Source organism: Pseudomonas sp. GW821-FHT11G12 (genome assembly GCF_058808055.1).
Map to the genome: position 1 here is coordinate 318,336 of NZ_JBXARH010000003.1, position 17,086 is coordinate 335,421.

At 61.7% G+C, this 17,086-nt stretch carries 12 protein-coding genes; 1 reads left to right on the forward strand and 11 read right to left on the reverse strand.

Translation table 11 applies throughout. From position 1 onward, the window contains the following. Positions 1 to 4 precede the first annotated feature (4 nt). On the forward strand, positions 5 to 1,279 hold the full coding sequence (locus tag AC1RR7_RS12740; RefSeq protein ID WP_493157605.1) for an MFS transporter: 1,275 nt from the start codon (positions 5 to 7) through the stop codon (positions 1,277 to 1,279). 57 nt (positions 1,280 to 1,336) lie between these two features. On the opposite strand, the gene hemE is transcribed toward AC1RR7_RS12740, so the two are convergent. From hemE to AC1RR7_RS12795, 11 genes are all read right to left on the reverse strand, one after another. Next, positions 1,337 to 2,404: a uroporphyrinogen decarboxylase gene (gene hemE, locus AC1RR7_RS12745; protein WP_007952372.1), complete on the reverse strand. Its 1,068-nt coding sequence runs from the start codon at positions 2,402 to 2,404 to the stop codon at positions 1,337 to 1,339. A gap of 190 nt (positions 2,405 to 2,594) precedes the next feature. After that, the gene (locus AC1RR7_RS12750; RefSeq protein WP_007909438.1) at positions 2,595 to 4,013 is read right to left on the reverse strand and encodes an FAD-dependent oxidoreductase; all 1,419 of its coding nucleotides are present in this window, start codon (positions 4,011 to 4,013) and stop codon (positions 2,595 to 2,597) included. A 33-nt stretch (positions 4,014 to 4,046) separates the two neighbouring features. Beyond that, complete coding sequence (gltB, locus tag AC1RR7_RS12755; protein ID WP_493065847.1) at positions 4,047 to 8,492, reverse strand: glutamate synthase large subunit; 4,446 nt, start codon at positions 8,490 to 8,492, stop codon at positions 4,047 to 4,049. A gap of 350 nt (positions 8,493 to 8,842) precedes the next feature. After that, complete coding sequence (locus AC1RR7_RS12760; protein WP_102620200.1) at positions 8,843 to 10,441, reverse strand: AAA family ATPase; 1,599 nt, start codon at positions 10,439 to 10,441, stop codon at positions 8,843 to 8,845. Between the two features lie 10 nt (positions 10,442 to 10,451). Further along, the gene (aroB, locus tag AC1RR7_RS12765) at positions 10,452 to 11,552 is read right to left on the reverse strand and encodes a 3-dehydroquinate synthase (protein WP_096819915.1); all 1,101 of its coding nucleotides are present in this window, start codon (positions 11,550 to 11,552) and stop codon (positions 10,452 to 10,454) included. Between the two features lie 142 nt (positions 11,553 to 11,694). Next, complete coding sequence (aroK, locus tag AC1RR7_RS12770; RefSeq protein WP_045121685.1) at positions 11,695 to 12,213, reverse strand: shikimate kinase AroK; 519 nt, start codon at positions 12,211 to 12,213, stop codon at positions 11,695 to 11,697. Positions 12,214 to 12,217: 4 nt separating this feature from the next. Beyond that, positions 12,218 to 14,296 carry a type IV pilus secretin PilQ gene (locus tag AC1RR7_RS12775; protein ID WP_493071402.1) on the reverse strand — a complete coding sequence of 693 codons (2,079 nt, stop codon included), beginning with the start codon at positions 14,294 to 14,296 and terminating at the stop codon, positions 12,218 to 12,220. Positions 14,297 to 14,309: 13 nt separating this feature from the next. Continuing rightward, positions 14,310 to 14,834: a pilus assembly protein PilP gene (locus AC1RR7_RS12780; protein WP_096819917.1), complete on the reverse strand. Its 525-nt coding sequence runs from the start codon at positions 14,832 to 14,834 to the stop codon at positions 14,310 to 14,312. Continuing rightward, positions 14,831 to 15,454 carry a type 4a pilus biogenesis protein PilO gene (gene pilO, locus AC1RR7_RS12785; RefSeq protein ID WP_102620203.1) on the reverse strand — a complete coding sequence of 208 codons (624 nt, stop codon included), beginning with the start codon at positions 15,452 to 15,454 and terminating at the stop codon, positions 14,831 to 14,833. The genes AC1RR7_RS12780 and pilO overlap by 4 nt, the downstream gene beginning before the upstream one ends. Next, a complete protein-coding gene (locus AC1RR7_RS12790) occupies positions 15,451 to 16,017 on the reverse strand; it encodes a PilN domain-containing protein (protein WP_192559571.1) in 567 nt (188 codons plus the stop codon). Before AC1RR7_RS12790 ends, pilO begins: the two co-directional genes overlap by 4 nt. Continuing rightward, positions 16,017 to 17,081, reverse strand: a complete 1,065-nt coding sequence (locus tag AC1RR7_RS12795) for a pilus assembly protein PilM (RefSeq protein WP_096819920.1) — start codon at positions 17,079 to 17,081, stop codon at positions 16,017 to 16,019. Before AC1RR7_RS12795 ends, AC1RR7_RS12790 begins: the two co-directional genes overlap by 1 nt. Between the last annotated feature and the right edge of the window lie 5 nt (positions 17,082 to 17,086).

Genomic DNA, 17,086 nt, shown 5'->3' on the forward strand with positions numbered 1-17,086 from the left:
TGATGTGAAAACCGCCGTCGCTCCACTGGCCCATGAAGTCCCGCCCGCTGCGGCGGACGATGTGCTGACCGAACTGCAAGAGATCTACATCGAGAAAGGCACGCCCGCGTTCATGCGCACGGTGCTCGCGCTGTTCAGCGGCGGCTTCGCGACGTTTGCCCTGCTGTACTGCGTGCAGCCGATGATGCCGCTGCTGTCCCAGGAATATTCGATCAACGCGGCGCAGAGCAGCCTGATCCTGTCGGTGGCCACCGGCATGTTGGCCTTCGGTCTGCTGATCACCGGGCCGATTTCCGATCGGGTCGGGCGCAAACCGGTGATGGTCGCCGCACTGTTTGCCGCAGCCCTGTGCACCATCGCCAGTTCGATGATGCCGAGCTGGCACGGCGTGCTGATCATGCGGGCGCTGATCGGGTTGTCGTTGAGCGGTCTGGCGGCGGTTGCAATGACTTACCTCAGCGAGGAAATCCATCCGCAGCACATCGGTCTGGCGATGGGCCTGTACATCGGCGGCAACGCGATTGGCGGGATGAGCGGGCGCTTGATCACCGGCGTACTGATCGACTTCGTCAGCTGGCACACGGCGATGCTGGTGATCGGCGGCCTGGCACTGATTGCGGCAGCGGTGTTCTGGAAGGTCCTGCCGGAGTCGCGCAACTTCCGCTCCCGCTCGCTGCATCCGCGCAGCCTGCTCGACGGCTTCACCATGCACTTTCGCGATGCCGGCCTGCCGCTGCTGTTCCTTGAGGCGTTCGTGCTGATGGGTGCGTTCGTCACGTTGTTCAACTACATCGGCTACCGCCTGCTGGCCGAGCCGTATCACCTGGATCAGGTGTTTGTGGGGTTGTTGTCGGTGGTCTACCTGTCGGGCATCTACAGCTCGGCAAAAATCGGTTCACTGGCCGACAAACTGGGCCGCCGCAAAGTCCTGTGGGCAACCATCGCCCTGATGTTCGCCGGCCTCGCCCTGACGATGTTTACACCGCTGCCTCTGGTGATCATCGGCATGCTGATCTTCACCTTCGGCTTCTTCGCCGCACACTCGGTGGCCAGCAGCTGGATCGGCCGTCGGGCGCTCAAGGCCAAGGGCCAGGCGTCGTCGCTGTACCTGTTCAGCTATTACGCCGGCTCGAGCATCGCCGGGACGGCGGGCGGAGTGTTCTGGCACATGGCGGGATGGAACGGGATAGGCCTGTTCATTGGCGCATTGTTGCTGGTGGCGCTGCTGGTGGCGTTGAAGCTGGCGAAGTTGCCACCGCTGGGCGGCGTCAAAGCCTGATTCACGCCCATAAAAAAAACGCCCGGCATAAGCCGGGCGTTTTTTATTGAGGCACGATCACTCGTGGTACTGCGCCGACAACTCGTGCACCGCGCGCAGGAACGCGCCAGCGTGTTCCGGATCGACTTCAGGCGTGATGCCGTGGCCGAGGTTGAACACGTGGCCGCTACCCTTGCCGTAGCTGGCGAGGATGCGCCCGACTTCGGTGCGGATCGCTTCCGGCTTGGCGTACAGCACGGTCGGGTCCATGTTGCCTTGCAGTGCGACCTTGTCGCCAACGCGGGCGCGGGCGTTGCCGATGTCGCAGGTCCAGTCCAGGCCCAGTGCGTCGGCGCCAGCGTCGGCGATGCTTTCCAGCCACAGGCCGCCGTTCTTGGTGAACAGGATCACCGGCACCTTGCGACCGTCGTGCTCGCGGATCAGGCCGCTGACGATTTTCTTCATGTAGGCCAGGGAGAATTCCTGATACGCCGCCGCCGACAGGTTGCCGCCCCAGGTATCGAAGATCTGCACCGCTTGCGCACCGGCCTGGATCTGGCCGTTCAGGTACGAGGTCACCGACTGCGCCAGCTTGTCCAGCAACAGGTGCATGGCTTGCGGGTTGTCGTAGAGCATCGCCTTGGTCTTGCGGAAGTCTTTCGACGAGCCGCCTTCGACCATGTAAGTGGCGAGGGTCCATGGGCTGCCGGAGAAACCGATCAGCGGCACGCGGCCGTTCAGTTCGCGGCGGATGGTGCTGACCGCGTCCATCACGTACCCAAGGTCTTTGTGCGGATCCGGGATCGGCAGGGCTTCGATGTCGGCCAGGGTGCTGACGACTTTCTTGAAGCGCGGACCTTCACCGGTCTCGAAGTACAGGCCCTGGCCCATGGCATCGGGAATGGTGAGGATGTCGGAGAACAGGATCGCCGCGTCCAGTTGCGGATAGCGGTCGAGAGGTTGCAGCGTGACTTCGCAGGCGAATTCCGGATTCATGCACAGGCTCATGAAATCACCGGCCTGGGCGCGGCTGGCGCGGTATTCCGGCAGGTAGCGGCCGGCCTGGCGCATCATCCACACAGGGGTGACGTCTACGGGTTGCTTGAGCAGGGCGCGGAGGAAACGGTCGTTCTTCAGGGCAGTCATGTCGGCATCCGGAAAAAAAGTGCGGGCATTTTCTCAGAGCGCGACGCAAAAGGCACGGTTGCAGGTCAGCCTTTTGTCTATCGGGTCAATTTGTCGCAATGATTTCGCGGATTTCAGCAACACCCTGAAAACAATGTGGGAGCTGGCAAGCCAGCTCCCACAGGTATTGCGGTGCAGTTTCGAACCGGGTTTAGACGCCCAGGTAGTCGAGGATCCCTTCCGCCGCATTGCGGCCTTCGAAGATCGCCGTCACCACCAGGTCGGAACCGCGCACCATGTCGCCACCGGCGAAGATTTTCGGGTTGCTGGTCTGGTGCTTGTACTGACCTTGCTCAGGCGCAACGACGCGGCCCTGGCTGTCGGTCTGGATCTCGAACTGCTCGAACCACGGCGCCGGGCTCGGGCGGAAACCGAAAGCGATGACCACGGCGTCGGCCGGGATGATCTCTTCGGAGCCCGGGATCGGCTCGGGGCTGCGACGGCCACGGGCGTCCGGTTCGCCGAGACGGGTCTCGACCACTTTCACGCCTTCGACCTTGTCTTCGCCGACGATGGCGATCGGCTGGCGGTTGTAGAGGAATTTCACGCCTTCTTCCTTGGCGTTCTTCACCTCTTTGCGCGAGCCCGGCATGTTCGCTTCGTCACGACGATAAGCACAGGTTACCGACTTGGCGCCCTGGCGGATCGACGTGCGGTTGCAGTCCATCGCCGTGTCGCCACCGCCCAGAACCACAACCTTCTTGCCTTTCATGTCGACGAAATCTTCCGGCGACTTTTCAAAGCCCAGGTTGCGATTGACGTTGGCAATCAGGAAATCCAGCGCGTCATAAACGCCCGGCAGATCCTCACCGGCAAAACCGCCCTTCATGTAGGTGTAGGTGCCCATGCCCATGAACACGGCATCGTATTCGGCGAGCAGTTGCTCCATGGTCACGTCCTTGCCGACCTCGGTGTTGAGGCGGAACTCGATGCCCATGCCGGTGAAGACTTCGCGACGATTGCTCAGCACGGTCTTCTCAAGCTTGAACTCGGGGATGCCGAAGGTCAGCAGACCGCCGATTTCCGGGTTCTTGTCGAACACCACCGGAGTCACGCCGCCGCGCACCAGCACGTCGGCACAACCGAGGCCCGCCGGGCCTGCACCGATGATCGCAACACGTTTGCCGGTCGGTTTGACCTTGGACATGTCCGGGCGCCAGCCCATGGCGAACGCGGTGTCGGTGATGTACTTCTCGACCGAACCGATGGTCACCGCGCCGAAGCCGTCGTTGAGGGTGCAGGCACCCTCGCACAGACGATCCTGCGGGCACACCCGGCCGCAGACTTCCGGCAGGGTGTTGGTCTGGTGCGACAGCTCGGCGGCCTGGAGGATGTTGCCCTCGGCCACCAGTTTCAGCCAGTTCGGAATGAAGTTGTGCACCGGGCACTTCCATTCGCAATACGGGTTGCCGCAACCCAGGCAGCGGTGGGCCTGGTCGGCCGACTGCTGGGGTTTGAACGGTTCGTAGATTTCCACGAACTCTTTCTTGCGTTGACGCAACAGTTTCTTCTTCGGATCTTTGCGCCCGACGTCGATGAACTGGAAGTCGTTATTCAGACGTTCAGCCATTGTTAAAACCTCATCAAACTCTTCAGGCGCATATCACTGCGGGTTGGCACGGGTGCTGGAAAGCAACGACTTCAGGTTGGCAGCCTTCGGCTTGACCAGCCAGAAACGACGCAAGTAGTCATCGAGGTTCTCGGCGAGTTCACGACCCCACTCGCTGTCGGTTTCCGCGACGTACTCGTTCAGCACGTTCTGCAGGTGGCTGCGATAGGCTTCCATCGCCTCGCCGCTGATCCGCTGGATTTCCACCAGTTCGTGGTTGACCCGGTCAACGAAGGTGTTGTCCTGGTCGAGCACGTAGGCGAAACCGCCGGTCATGCCTGAGCCGAAGTTGTAACCGGTCTTGCCCAGGACGCAGACGAAACCACCGGTCATGTACTCGCAGCAGTGATCGCCAGTGCCTTCCACGACCGTGTGGGCACCGGAGTTGCGCACGGCGAAACGCTCGCCTGCGGTGCCGGCGGCGAACAGCTTGCCGCCCGTGGCGCCGTACAGGCAGGTGTTGCCGATGATGGCGCTGTTCTGAGTCTGATAAGCGCTGCCCTTCGGCGGCACGATGACCAGTTTGCCGCCGGTCATGCCTTTGCCGACGTAGTCGTTGGCGTCGCCTTCCAGGTACATGTTCAGACCGCCGGCGTTCCACACGCCGAAGCTCTGACCCGCAGTGCCCTTGAAGCGGAAGGTGACTGGCGCCTTGGCCATGCCCTGATTGCCATGCTTGCGGGCGATTTCGCCGGAGATCCGCGCGCCGATCGAACGGTCGCAGTTGCAGATGTCCAGTTCGAACTCGGCGCCGCTGAGGTCGTTGATCGCCGACGTCGCCATCTCGACCATTTTCTCGGCCAGCAGGCCCTGGTCGAATGGCGGGTTGCGCTCGACGCCGCAGAACTGAGGCTTGTCCGCCGGGATGTGATCGCTGCCCAGCAGCGGCGTCAGATCCAGGTGATGCTGCTTGGCGGTCTGGCCTTCGAGGACTTCCAGCAGATCGGTGCGGCCGATCAGTTCTTCGAGGGAACGCACGCCGAGCTTGGCCAGCCACTCACGGGTTTCTTCGGCGACGTAGGTGAAGAAGTTCACCACCATGTCGACGGTGCCGATGTAGTGATCCTTGCGCAGCTTCTCGTTCTGAGTCGCGACGCCAGTGGCGCAGTTGTTCAGGTGGCAGATCCGCAGGTATTTGCAGCCCAGCGCGATCATCGGCGCGGTACCGAAGCCGAAGCTTTCGGCGCCGAGGATGGCCGCTTTGATTACGTCGAGGCCGGTTTTCAGGCCGCCGTCGGTCTGCACCCGGACCTTGCCGCGCAGGTCGTTGCCGCGCAGGGTCTGGTGGGTTTCGGCCAGGCCGAGTTCCCACGGTGCGCCAGCGTATTTGATCGAGGTCAGCGGCGAAGCACCGGTGCCTCCGTCGTAGCCGGAGATGGTGATCAAGTCCGCATAGGCCTTGGCCACACCGGCGGCGATGGTACCGACGCCCGCTTCAGCCACGAGTTTCACCGAGACCAGCGCCTTCGGGTTGACCTGTTTCAGGTCGAAAATCAGCTGCGACAAGTCTTCGATCGAATAGATGTCGTGGTGCGGCGGTGGCGAAATCAGGGTCACGCCCGGCACTGCGTAACGCAGTTTGGCGATCAGCCCGTTCACTTTACCGCCCGGCAGTTGCCCGCCCTCGCCCGGCTTGGCGCCCTGGGCGACCTTGATCTGCAGCACTTCGGCATTGACCAGGTATTCCGGGGTCACGCCGAAACGACCGGTCGCAACCTGCTTGATTTTCGAGCTCTTGATGGTGCCGTAGCGTGCCGGGTCTTCGCCGCCTTCGCCGGAGTTGGAACGCGCACCCAGGCGGTTCATGGCTTCGGCCAGGGCTTCGTGAGCTTCCGGCGACAGGGCGCCCAGCGAGATACCGGCGGAGTCGAAGCGTTTGAGCACCGATTCCAGCGGCTCGACTTCGCTGATGTCCAGCGGTTTCTCGAGGGTCTTGACCTTGAACAGGTCACGGATCATCGACACCGGACGGTTGTCCACCAGCGAGGTGTATTCCTTGAACTTGGCGTAGTCGCCCTGCTGCACGGCGGCTTGCAGGGTGTTGACCACGTCCGGGTTGTACGCGTGGTATTCGCCACCGTGGACGAACTTCAGCAGACCGCCCTGCTGGATCGGCTTACGCGGACTCCAGGCTTCGGTGGCCAGTGCTTTCTGCTCGGCTTCGATGTCGACGAAACGCGCACCCTTGATGCGGCTCGGCACACCACGGAAGCTCAGCTCGCAAACTTCTTCGGACAGACCAATGGCTTCGAACAACTGCGCACCGCGATAGGACGCAATGGTCGAGATGCCCATCTTCGACAGGATCTTCAGCAGGCCTTTGGTGATGCCTTTGCGGTAGTTCTTGAACACCTCGTAGAGGTCGCCCAGCACTTCACCGGTACGGATCAGGTCGCCCAGCACTTCGTAGGCCAGGAACGGATAGACCGCCGAGGCGCCGAAACCGATCAGCACCGCGAAGTGGTGCGGATCGCGGGCGGTTGCGGTTTCAACGAGGATGTTGGAATCGCAGCGCAGGCCTTTTTCGGTCAGACGGTGGTGTACCGCGCCGGTGGCCATCGAGGCGTGGATCGGCAGTTTGCCCGGCGCGATATGGCGGTCGCTCAGAACGATCTGGGTACGACCGGCGCGCACGGCTTCTTCAGCCTGATCGGCGACGTTGCGGATCGCCGCTTCGAGGCCGACGCTTTCGTCGTAGTTGAGGTCGATGATCTGCCGCTCGAAACCCGGGCGGTCGAGGTTCATCAGCGAGCGCCACTTGGCCGGCGAGATCACTGGCGAGCTGAGGATCACGCGCGAAGCGTGTTCCGGCGATTCCTGGAAGATGTTGCGCTCGGCACCAAGGCAGATTTCCAGCGACATCACGATCGCTTCACGCAGCGGGTCGATCGGCGGGTTGGTCACCTGCGCGAACTGCTGACGGAAATAGTCATACGGCGTGCGCACTCGCTGGGACAGCACGGCCATCGGCGTGTCGTCGCCCATCGAGCCAACGGCCTCATAGCCTTGCTCGCCGAGCGGACGCAGTACCTGATCGCGCTCTTCGAACGTGACCTGATACATCTTCATGTATTGCTTGAGCTGATCGACGTCGTAGAAAGCCGAACCGTGATCGTTGTCTTCCATGGTCGCCTGAATGCGCAGGGCATTCTTGCGCAGCCATTGCTTGTACGGATGACGGGATTTCAGACGGTTGTCGATCGCGTCGGTGTCGAGGATCTGACCGGTTTCGGTGTCCACGGCGAGGATCTGCCCAGGACCGACACGGCCCTTGGCGATGACATCCTGCGGCTGGTAGTTCCAGACGCCGATTTCCGAAGCGACAGTGATGAAACCGTTGGTGGTGGTAACCCAACGCGCCGGACGCAGACCGTTACGGTCGAGCAGGCACACCGCGTAGCGACCATCGGTCATCACCACGCCGGCCGGGCCGTCCCACGGCTCCATGTGCATCGAGTTGTACTCGTAGAACGCACGTAGATCCGGGTCCATGGTTTCGACGTTCTGCCACGCAGGCGGAATGATCATCCGCACGCCACGGAACAGGTCGATGCCACCGGTGACCATCAGTTCGAGCATGTTGTCCATGCTCGAAGAGTCGGAGCCAACGCGGTTCACCAGCGGGCCGAGTTCTTCCAGATCCATCAGATCGTTGCTGAACTTGGTGCGACGGGCCTGGGCCCAGTTGCGGTTACCGGTGATGGTGTTGATCTCGCCGTTGTGAGCGAGGAAGCGGAATGGCTGAGCCAGCGGCCATTTCGGCAGGGTGTTGGTGGAGAAGCGCTGGTGGAACACGCAGATCGCGGTTTGCAGGCGCTGGTCACCCAGGTCCGGATAGAACGCGGCCAGGTCGGCCGGCATCATCAGGCCTTTATAGATGATGGTCTTGTGGGAAAAGCTGCAGATGTAGTGGTCGGTGTCAGCGGCGTTGGCCACAGACGAACGACGACGTGCGCTGAACAGCTTGACCGCCATGTCCTGATCGCTCAGGCCTTCGCCGCCGATGTACACCTGCTCGATCTGCGGCAGGCGCTCAAGGGCGAGGCGGCCGAGGACGCTGGTGTCGATGGGCACTTTGCGCCAGCCGATCAATTGCAGGCCTTCGGCCAGGATCTCGCGGTTCATGTTCTCGCGAGCGGCTTCGGCCTTGGCCGGATCCTGGTTGAAGAAGACCATGCCCACGGCATATTGCTTGGGCAGCTCGACGCTGAAGGCTTCCTGGGCAATCGCGCGCAGGAAGGCGTCAGGCTTTTGAATCAGCAGACCGCAACCGTCACCGGTCTTGCCGTCGGCATTAATCCCACCGCGGTGGGTCATGCAGGTCAGGGCCTCAATGGCCGTTTGCAATAGGGTATGACTGGGTTCGCCCTGCATATGGGCTATCAGGCCGAAACCGCAGTTATCCTTGAATTCATCTGGTTGGTACAGACCTGCTTTCATAGACACTTTCTCACCAGGCTGCCTCTTTTCGAGGCAAATTTCTTTTCAATTCAACCACTTGCATCTCGCGCCGAACGTACGCCGGCTTAGCGGGGGCAAAAGGGTGGTCATTGTACACAGCGACACAGAGGCTCACAAATTTGACGACGAAATGTCGCAAATTCATGTCGCATTTGTGAAAGGTTTAAAGCGATCTGCTGTGCTAGTCAAAACTTTTTTAATTTTGACCGCAACGACTCAAAGACTACTGTGACGCAGACACCACAAGGCACGCGGTCTGTAGAGACGGCGCGCACTTGTAGAGATTTTGAGGTGCTTGGAGAGGCGGCCTGGGTAAGGCCGCCGAATCTTCAGCGAGTTGTTGCCAGTTCCTGTTGGACGCTGGCGACAGTGCGAGGCCAAGGTTTACCAGCCTGAACCTTCGCTGGCAAGGCCTTGATGGCAGAAACGGCCGCATCACGATTGGCAAAGCTGCCATAGGTGATCACGTAGAGTGGCTTGCCGTTGAGGACTTTCTTGAAATAACGGTACTCGCCGCCCTGCTCCTTGACGAAGCTTTGTGCGGCGGCTTCAGAGCTGGTGCCGAGGATCTGCACCACGTAGTTGCCCGGCGCCTGGCCGGCGTACCAGCTGCCGCCAGCGGCTTTGGCGACGGTGACCGGCTTCTCGGCGGCTTTCTCGGCCGGTTTGGCCGCTGCTACAGGCTTGGCCGGCGCTGGAGCAGGCTTGGCGACTGGCGCGGCTGGAGCAGGCACTGGCTTGGCCGTGGCGACCTGAGTCGGTGCCGGTGTCGGTTTGGCCGCAGGGACCGGGACCGGCGTCGGCGCAGGACCGGCAGGCACACCGGCCGGTGGCGCGGTGGTGGTCACGGTTGGCGGCGTATTGCTGGAACCTTCCAGCGGCACACCGTCGTCACCCTCGGTAATCCCGCCCGCCGCTTCGGCCAATGGCTTGCGCATGACCGGTTGCGAATTGCCGACCAGCGGCAACGGCATCGGCTGGGTGTTACCGGCGAACTCCACGTTCGGTGCGCCACCCTGGCCCAATGGCAGCTGTGCCTGTTCATTGGCCGGTGCGCCGGTGGTTGGCGCCTTGTTGCGGCCAGGCATCAGCCAGGCGGCAGCGACCGCCACCACGACGACGGCGGAAATCGCCAATACGTGTTTCTTCGGCATGTTGAACCCCATACTTGGACGCTTGACCGCAGAGCGGCTGGCAATCATGACTTCGATCAGAGCATCGCGAGCGACCTGGTTGATGTTGCCCGGCCAACCCTCGGAGCTTTCGTGAATATCAGAGATCTGATCCGCGGTGAAAAGTTCGACGCCACGGCCCGCGCCTTCGAGCCGCTGGTCGAGATATTCGCGGGTTTCTTCTTCGGTGTACGGCTGCAATTCGATGACGTGGAAGCGCTCTTCCTCAAGGTGCAGCGCCTCAAGCTGAGCAATCAGCGACGACTCACCGAACAGGAACACATGCGGACGGCCTTCCGGTGCGCCGGCACCCAAAGCCATCAGGGCTTCGAGGGCGGACTCGTCGAGCTGCTCGGCATCGTCCACCAGCAGATAGACTTCCTGGCCGGTCAGCGCCAACTGTACGACCTGATCGAGGATCGCTCCGACATCGGCCTGGGCCACGTCCAGCGCCTGGGCGACCTGACGCAGCACACCGGCCGCATCGCCGGCGCCACGGGCGGAGACGACAACACTCTGAACCGACTGCTTGTTGGTGCTGGCAACCAGCGCCTGGCGCAGCAACGTCTTGCCGCTGCCCTGAGGGCCGGTGACCACCAGCAGCAACTGGCTGTAACGCGCCAGGTGGTGCAGTTGACCCAGCACCGGTTTGCGCTGGGCCGGGAAGAATTTGAAGCCCGGGACCCGTGGAGCGAAAGGGTCATGACTTAACTGGAAATGGCCGAGGAACGCCTCGTCGGCATGCAAACTAGTCATCGGAATCTTATTAACCTTTAAGCTGAGCCAGAGCGCGGTAATCCGCTCCCAGCGTGGCCTGTAGAACCTCTTTCGGATAATCGTCGGTCACTACCGCTTCGCCCATCCGGCGCAGCAGCACCAGGCGCAAACGACCGTCGATCACTTTTTTGTCAATTGCCATGTGTTCGAGAAAATCGGCTTCGCTCATTTCTTCAGGCGGCACCACCGGCAGGCCGGCACGCTGGAACAGACGAATCCCGCGATCGCGCTCCTGCTCGCTGATCCAGCCGAGGCGCGCGGACATTTCCATCGCCATTACCGTGCCAGCAGCGACCGCTTCACCGTGCAACCAGACACCATAGCCCATGTGGGTTTCGATAGCGTGGCCGAAGGTGTGGCCGAGGTTGAGCGTGGCGCGTACACCGGTCTCTTTCTCATCGGCGCCGACCACCGCAGCCTTGGCCGCGCAGGAGCGCTCGATGGCATAGGTCAGGGCTTTCTGATCCAGTGCGCGCAGGGCGTCGACATTGTCTTCGAGCCAGGTCAGGAACGGCTCGTCGCAGATCAGGCCGTACTTGATGACTTCGGCCAGACCTGCGGACAGCTCGCGCGCTGGCAGGGTTTTCAGGGACGCCGTATCGATCAGCACCACGTTCGGCTGATAGAAGGCGCCGACCATGTTCTTGCCGAGCGGGTGGTTGATCCCGGTCTTGCCGCCCACCGACGAATCGACCTGGGACAGCAGCGTGGTAGGAATCTGGATGAAATCGACGCCGCGCTGGTAGCAGGCGGCTGCAAAACCGGCCATGTCGCCGATCACACCGCCACCAAGGGCGATGACGGTGGTACGACGATCGTGCCGAGCAGTCAGCAGGCCGTCGAAGATCAGTTGCAGGGTTTCCCAGTTCTTGAAGGCTTCGCCGTCCGGCAGCACCACGGAAACCACCGAGAATTGCGCCAGGCTGCGGGTCAGACGCTCGAGATAGAGCGGCGCAACAGTCTCGTTGGAGATGATTGCCACTTGCCGCCCGTGGATGTGCGGAGCCAGCAATTCAGGCTGATCCAACAGTCCTTCGCCAATATGAATCGGGTAGCTGCGCTCGCCTAGATCGACCTTGAGTGTCTGCATGTGTCCCCACAGTGAAGATGGAAGCAGGCGTCCTGCCTTGAATTATCGGATGTCCCCGGTCTTGAGTGATGTGACGCCGCTTGCATGCGATCGGCCACAACCCTCGACAGGACGCCGAGGATAGCGCATTTCGGGCGGCGCTTTAACGGGGCGGAAGCTGCTGCAGGCGGTCGAGAATATCGAGCACGACCATGCGTGGTGGCCGCTCGTCGGTTTCCACCACCAGATCGGCGATTTCCCGATAAAGCGGATCACGGATCGCCAGCAGGTCGCGCAAGGTTTTCTCGGGATTGGCCGTGCGCAGCAGCGGCCGGTTGCGGTCGCGGGAGGTGCGGCCGACCTGCTGCTCGACGGAGGCGTGCAGATACACCACCCGTCCGCCCTCATGCAGGGCCTTGCGGTTGGCATCGCGCATCACCGCGCCGCCGCCCGTCGCCAGCACCACGCCGTCGAACGCGCACAGCTCGGCGATCATCGCCTGCTCACGATCACGAAAACCGGGCTCGCCTTCCTTGTCGAAGATCCACGGGATATTGGCGCCCGTACGCAGTTCAATTTCCTTGTCGGAATCCTTGAACGGCAGGCGCAGCTCTTTGGCCAGTAATCGGCCGATGGTGCTTTTTCCAGCCCCCATCGGTCCTACAAGAATCAAATTTCGCACAGAATCAACGACTCACAGCAATCGCCTGGTTATTCATGATACGCGGAGTGAGGAATACCAGCAGCTCGGATTTTTTCTCCGAAACCACATCACGCCGGAAAAGGCGGCCAAGATACGGCACATCGCCAAGAAATGGCACCTTATCTACGACCTTGCTTTGAGTATTTGAGAAAACCCCGCCAATCACGATGGTCTCGCCGTCGTTCACCAGCACCTTGGCATTGACCTCGTTTTTCTTGATCGGCGGTACATCCTGCACTTTATTCAGGTAGTCCGGTTCGTCCTTGGTGACCTTCACCTCCATAATGATGCGGTTGTCCGGAGTGATCTGCGGCGTGACCTCCAGCGACAGCGAGGCCTCCTTGAAAGACACCGACGTAGCGCCGCTGGAGCTGGCTTCCTGATACGGAATTTCGGTGCCCTTGAGGATCTTCGCGGTCTCCTTGTCGGAGGTCACGACCTTGGGCTGCGAGACGATTTCACCGTTGCCGGTCTTCTCCATCGCCGTCAACTCAAGGTCCAGCAAGACGTTGTCGGTGATGAACGCAATGCCGATCCCGGACGTGTTGTTGACCGTGCCCATGTCGACGAACGGTGAGTTGGTGCTGGTGCTCCCCGGTGTGCCGATGGTGGTCGACGAGCCGTTGCTGACCCCGGAAGTATTCCAGTTGCCCTTGTTCTGGATCGATCCGCCCCAGCGCACGCCCAGGCTTTTGTCGTAATCGACGTTGGCTTCGACGATCCGCGCCTCGATCATCACCTGACGCACCGGGATATCCAGTTGCGCCACGATCCGCCGCAGCTCGTCGAGGCGATCCTGGGTCTGGTAGGCGATGATGTTGTTGGTGCGCTCATCGACGGTGATCGAACCCCGTTCGTCGACTTTGGCCTCGGCGCTGGTGACCGACTGGAACAGCTTGGCGATGTCCGCAGCCTTGGCGTAATTCACTTGCAGCAGCTCGCGGCGCAGTGGTGCCAGCTCGGCGATCTGTTTCTGCGATTCCAGTTCCTGCCGCTCACGGGCGGCGATTTCATCTGCCGGCGCCACCAGCAACACGTTGCCGACCTTGCGCTTGTCCAGGCCTTTGGTCTTGAGCACCAGATCCAGCGCCTGGTCCCATGGCACGTTTTGCAGGCGCAAGGTGATCCCGCCCTGCACCGTGTCGCTGGCCACCAGGTTGAGGTTGGTGAAATCGGCGATCAGTTGCAGCACCGAACGCACATCGATGTCCTGGAAATTCAACGAAAGCTTTTCACCGCTGTAGCTGTTGCGGTCGGCGTTGCGCTTTTGCAGGTCATCGACGGTCAACGGCCGGATGCTCACGGTCAGCTTGTTGTCGGTCTGGTAAGTGGAATAGTCGAAGGTGCCGCTGGGCTCGACGGTGATGGTCGCGCGATCTCCGCTGACGCCGGCATTGACGAACTGCACCGGGGTGGCGAAATCCTTGACGTCGAGGCGCACCCGCAACGGCTCGGGCAATTGGGTGCGGGCAAAATTGAGGATAATCTTGCCGTCATGTTCCTGGATATCCGGCGCAATGGTCGGGTCGGACAGGTCGATGACGACATTGCCCTCACCCGCCGTGCCACGCTGGAAATCCACACCACGAATGGCCTTGGCCGTCGGCACAAACGTCCGGGCCGGGGCGGCCACCGGCGTGGCGCGCGGAGCCTTGGTGGCAGGTCGCGGCGCAGTAACTTTGCTGCCCTGCCCAACCACCACGAACAGCGTGTTCCCCTCGACCCGGGCGTCATACGGCGCCAGCTGCGTCAGGTTGATGATCAACCGGGTACGGTCGTTGGCCTCGACCACGGTGGCAGTGCGCGCATTTCCGCTACCGAGGTCGCGAGTCTTGCTCGCGAGCTGGCTGGCCACTCCCGGCAGATCCAGAGCAATCCGCGCAGGCGAATCGGTGGTGTAGCCCTTGGGCTGTGGCGGTGGGCCGTCGAACGACAGCTTCAACTCGACGCGATCGCCCGGCAGCGCCGCAACGTCCAGCGTCTTCAGATTGGCCGCTTGAACCATCGGCGACAGCAGCGCTATCCATAGCGAAAAACCGAGGGTGGAGAAAATCCTGTTCATTGTTCGACTTCCACTATGAGTGCTCTTTCAAAGGAATGGTGCGCGGCCGCTCCAGCCAGGCCCCTTCGCCATCGGGAACGATTTCGACCACATCGACCTGGGAGGCGCTGATCGCGACGATGCGCCCGTCGTTGCGCCCCAGGTAATCGCCGACTTTCAGCCGATGCACCCCGCCCGCCCCGCGCAGCAGCGCAAAGGAGCCGGAGGCATTGGCAATCGTGCCGACCATCTCGAATTGCTCGATGTTGAAACCTTCGAGGTACTGCTTGACCCGGTTCGGGTCCGGTTTGACGTTGCGCGAACCATGCTGCTGCCCGGCCAGATCAACCCGCACCTGACGCGAGAACGGGCTGCGCAGGCTGGCGGCGCTGTAGGTGAACGTCGGGTAGGAACGAAAGGTCGGCGTCGGCTCGATCTTGCCCGGCGGCCGCAGGCGCACTTCATTCATGTAGGCGTCGAGATCGCTGAAATCGTTGCCGCCGCAACCGCTCAAGCCCAGCGTCAAGGTCGACAATAGAAGGAAACGGATCGGGCTCATTTTTGCAGCCCCTTGTCGTTGTAGCGGTACGTCTTGGCGAGGATGCTCATGCGCAACTTCGTCCCGCCTTCCGGGTTGGCCGGCGCCAGCTCGAAGTCGTGCAGGGTCACGATCCGCGGCAATCCGGCCACGCCGCTGACGAAGGTGGCGAGGTCGTGATACGCGCCTGTGACGGTGATCTGGATCGGCAATTCGATGTAGAACTGCTGCGTCACCTCCGGCAACAGCTTGATCTCCTCGAATTCAAGACCGCTGCCCAGACCGGTGCGCGTGATGTCTTCCAGCAGCCCCGGCACTTCGGTGTCGCTGGGCAATTGCCGCAGCAGGACGCCGAACGAGTTCTCCATTTCCTTCATCTGCTGGGTGTACAGCTCGAGATTGGCCGCCAGGTGCGCCTTGCTGGTGAACTGCTCCTTGAGCGTGGCCTCCTCCGTACGCTTGAGCTCAAGCTGGTTTTCCATGTCACTGACGAAAAAGTTGTAGCCCAGCGCCAGGACCAGGATCATCAACAGCGCCCCGGCCAGGCCTTTGACGGCCGGCGGCCAGGAGCCGATGTTGCTGGTATCCAGGTCGTTGAAATCGATATTGCGCAGGCTTGCGAACCATTCGGACGGTTTCATTGATCGTCCTCCAGGTTCTTGGGCCGGGTTTGACGGACGGTCAGTTGAAAGACGTTGGCCTGATCCAGTTGCCCGGCCGTGGTCGCCTTGACCTCGTTCAGGCTCGGCGCATCGAACCAGTCGGATGCATCGAGATTGCGCATCAGGTCGGACACCCGATTGTTCGACTCCGCCGCACCGCTGATCGACAGGGTTTTGCCGACCATTTTCACGCTGGTGAAATACACCCCGTCAGGCAGGGTGCGCGCCAGTTGATCGAAAATCCGCCCGCTGACCTGCCGGTTGGCCTGCAGGTCCTGGATGATGCGCATCCGCTCCACCAATTGCTGGCGACGCGCCTTGAGCTCGCTGATCTGCTTGATCCGCTCATCGACCACGGCGATCTGTTTGCCGATGTAATCGTTGCGCGTCTGCTGCCGCTCAATGGCGGTGCTGAAGATCTGCGCAGCAATGAAGACCGCGCCGACCGAACCGACCACCACGCCCGTCAGGGCCAGCAGGAAGCGTTTGCGTCGTTCTTCGCGGCGCTCCTCACGCCAGGGTAAAAGGTTGATCCGCGCCATCAGTCGAAACTCCTGAGCGCGAGCCCGCAGGCAATCATCAGGGCCGGCGCATCACTGGCCAGGGCCCCGGCGTTGACCTTGCTGCTCAAGGCCATGTCGGAAAACGGGTTGGCGACCTGGGTCGGCGTGCCCAGGCGCTCTTCGATCAGCCGATCCAGCCCGGGCACCGACGCCGTACCACCGGCCAGCAGAATGTGGTCGACCGCGTTGTACTGGCCGGAGGCGAAGAAAAATTGCAGGGAACGCGAGACCTGTTGCACCAGCGCCTCGCGAAAGGGCTGCAGGACCTCGCTGACATAATCGTCCGGCAGACCGCCCTGCTTTTTGGCCAGCCCGGCCTGCTCAATGGTCAGGCCATAACGGCGCTGGATTTCCTCGGTCAGCTGGCGTCCGCCAAACAGTTGCTCGCGGGTGTAGATGATCCGGCCGTTGTGCAGGACGCTGAGGGTGGTCATGGTGGCGCCGATATCGACCACCGCAACGGTCAGGCGCTCCTGGGAAGCCGCCAGTTGCGTGGCCAGCAGGCCGAACGAGCGCTCAAGCGCATACGCCTCGACATCCACCACCCGCGCAGTCAGGCCGGCGAGGGCCAGTGCCGCCTCGCGGACTTCGACGTTTTCCTTGCGACAGGCAGCCAGCAGCACATTGACCCGTTCGGGGTTGCGCGGTGAAACGCCCTGGACTTCGAAGTCGATGGCAACTTCGTCCAGCGGATAGGGGATGTATTGATCGGCCTCGATCCTGAGCTGGTTTTCCAGCTCGTCGTCGGACAGCCCGGCGTCCATTTCGATGACCTTGGTGATCACCGCCGAGCCGGCCACCGCCACCGCCACGCTCTTGAGCCCGGTACGCGCCTTGACCAGCACCCGGGACAAGGCGTGCCCGACGCCTTCGAGTTCGGCGATATTCTTCTCGACCACGGCGTTGGCCGGCAACGGCTCCACCGCGTACGCCTCGACCCGGTAGCGCTCACCCTGACGGCTCAGCTCCAGCAGCTTCACCGAAGTGGAGCTGATGTCGATCCCCAGTAACGTGTTGGTCTTTTTGTTGAAGAGTCCTAGCACTACCA

Excerpts from the sequence above, each read along its gene's own strand:
- hemE (WP_007952372.1), bottom strand. The coding sequence starts at position 2,404 with ATGACTGCCCTGAAGAACGACCGTTTCCTCCGCGCCCTGCTCAAGCAA.
- AC1RR7_RS12750 (WP_007909438.1), bottom strand. The coding sequence starts at position 4,013 with ATGGCTGAACGTCTGAATAACGACTTCCAGTTCATCGACGTCGGGCGC.
- gltB (WP_493065847.1), bottom strand. The coding sequence starts at position 8,492 with ATGAAAGCAGGTCTGTACCAACCAGATGAATTCAAGGATAACTGCGGT.
- AC1RR7_RS12760 (WP_102620200.1), bottom strand. The coding sequence starts at position 10,441 with ATGACTAGTTTGCATGCCGACGAGGCGTTCCTCGGCCATTTCCAGTTA.
- aroB (WP_096819915.1), bottom strand. The coding sequence starts at position 11,552 with ATGCAGACACTCAAGGTCGATCTAGGCGAGCGCAGCTACCCGATTCAT.
- AC1RR7_RS12775 (WP_493071402.1), bottom strand. The coding sequence starts at position 14,296 with ATGAACAGGATTTTCTCCACCCTCGGTTTTTCGCTATGGATAGCGCTG.
- AC1RR7_RS12780 (WP_096819917.1), bottom strand. The coding sequence starts at position 14,834 with ATGAGCCCGATCCGTTTCCTTCTATTGTCGACCTTGACGCTGGGCTTG.
- pilO (WP_102620203.1), bottom strand. The coding sequence starts at position 15,454 with ATGAAACCGTCCGAATGGTTCGCAAGCCTGCGCAATATCGATTTCAAC.
- AC1RR7_RS12790 (WP_192559571.1), bottom strand. The coding sequence starts at position 16,017 with ATGGCGCGGATCAACCTTTTACCCTGGCGTGAGGAGCGCCGCGAAGAA.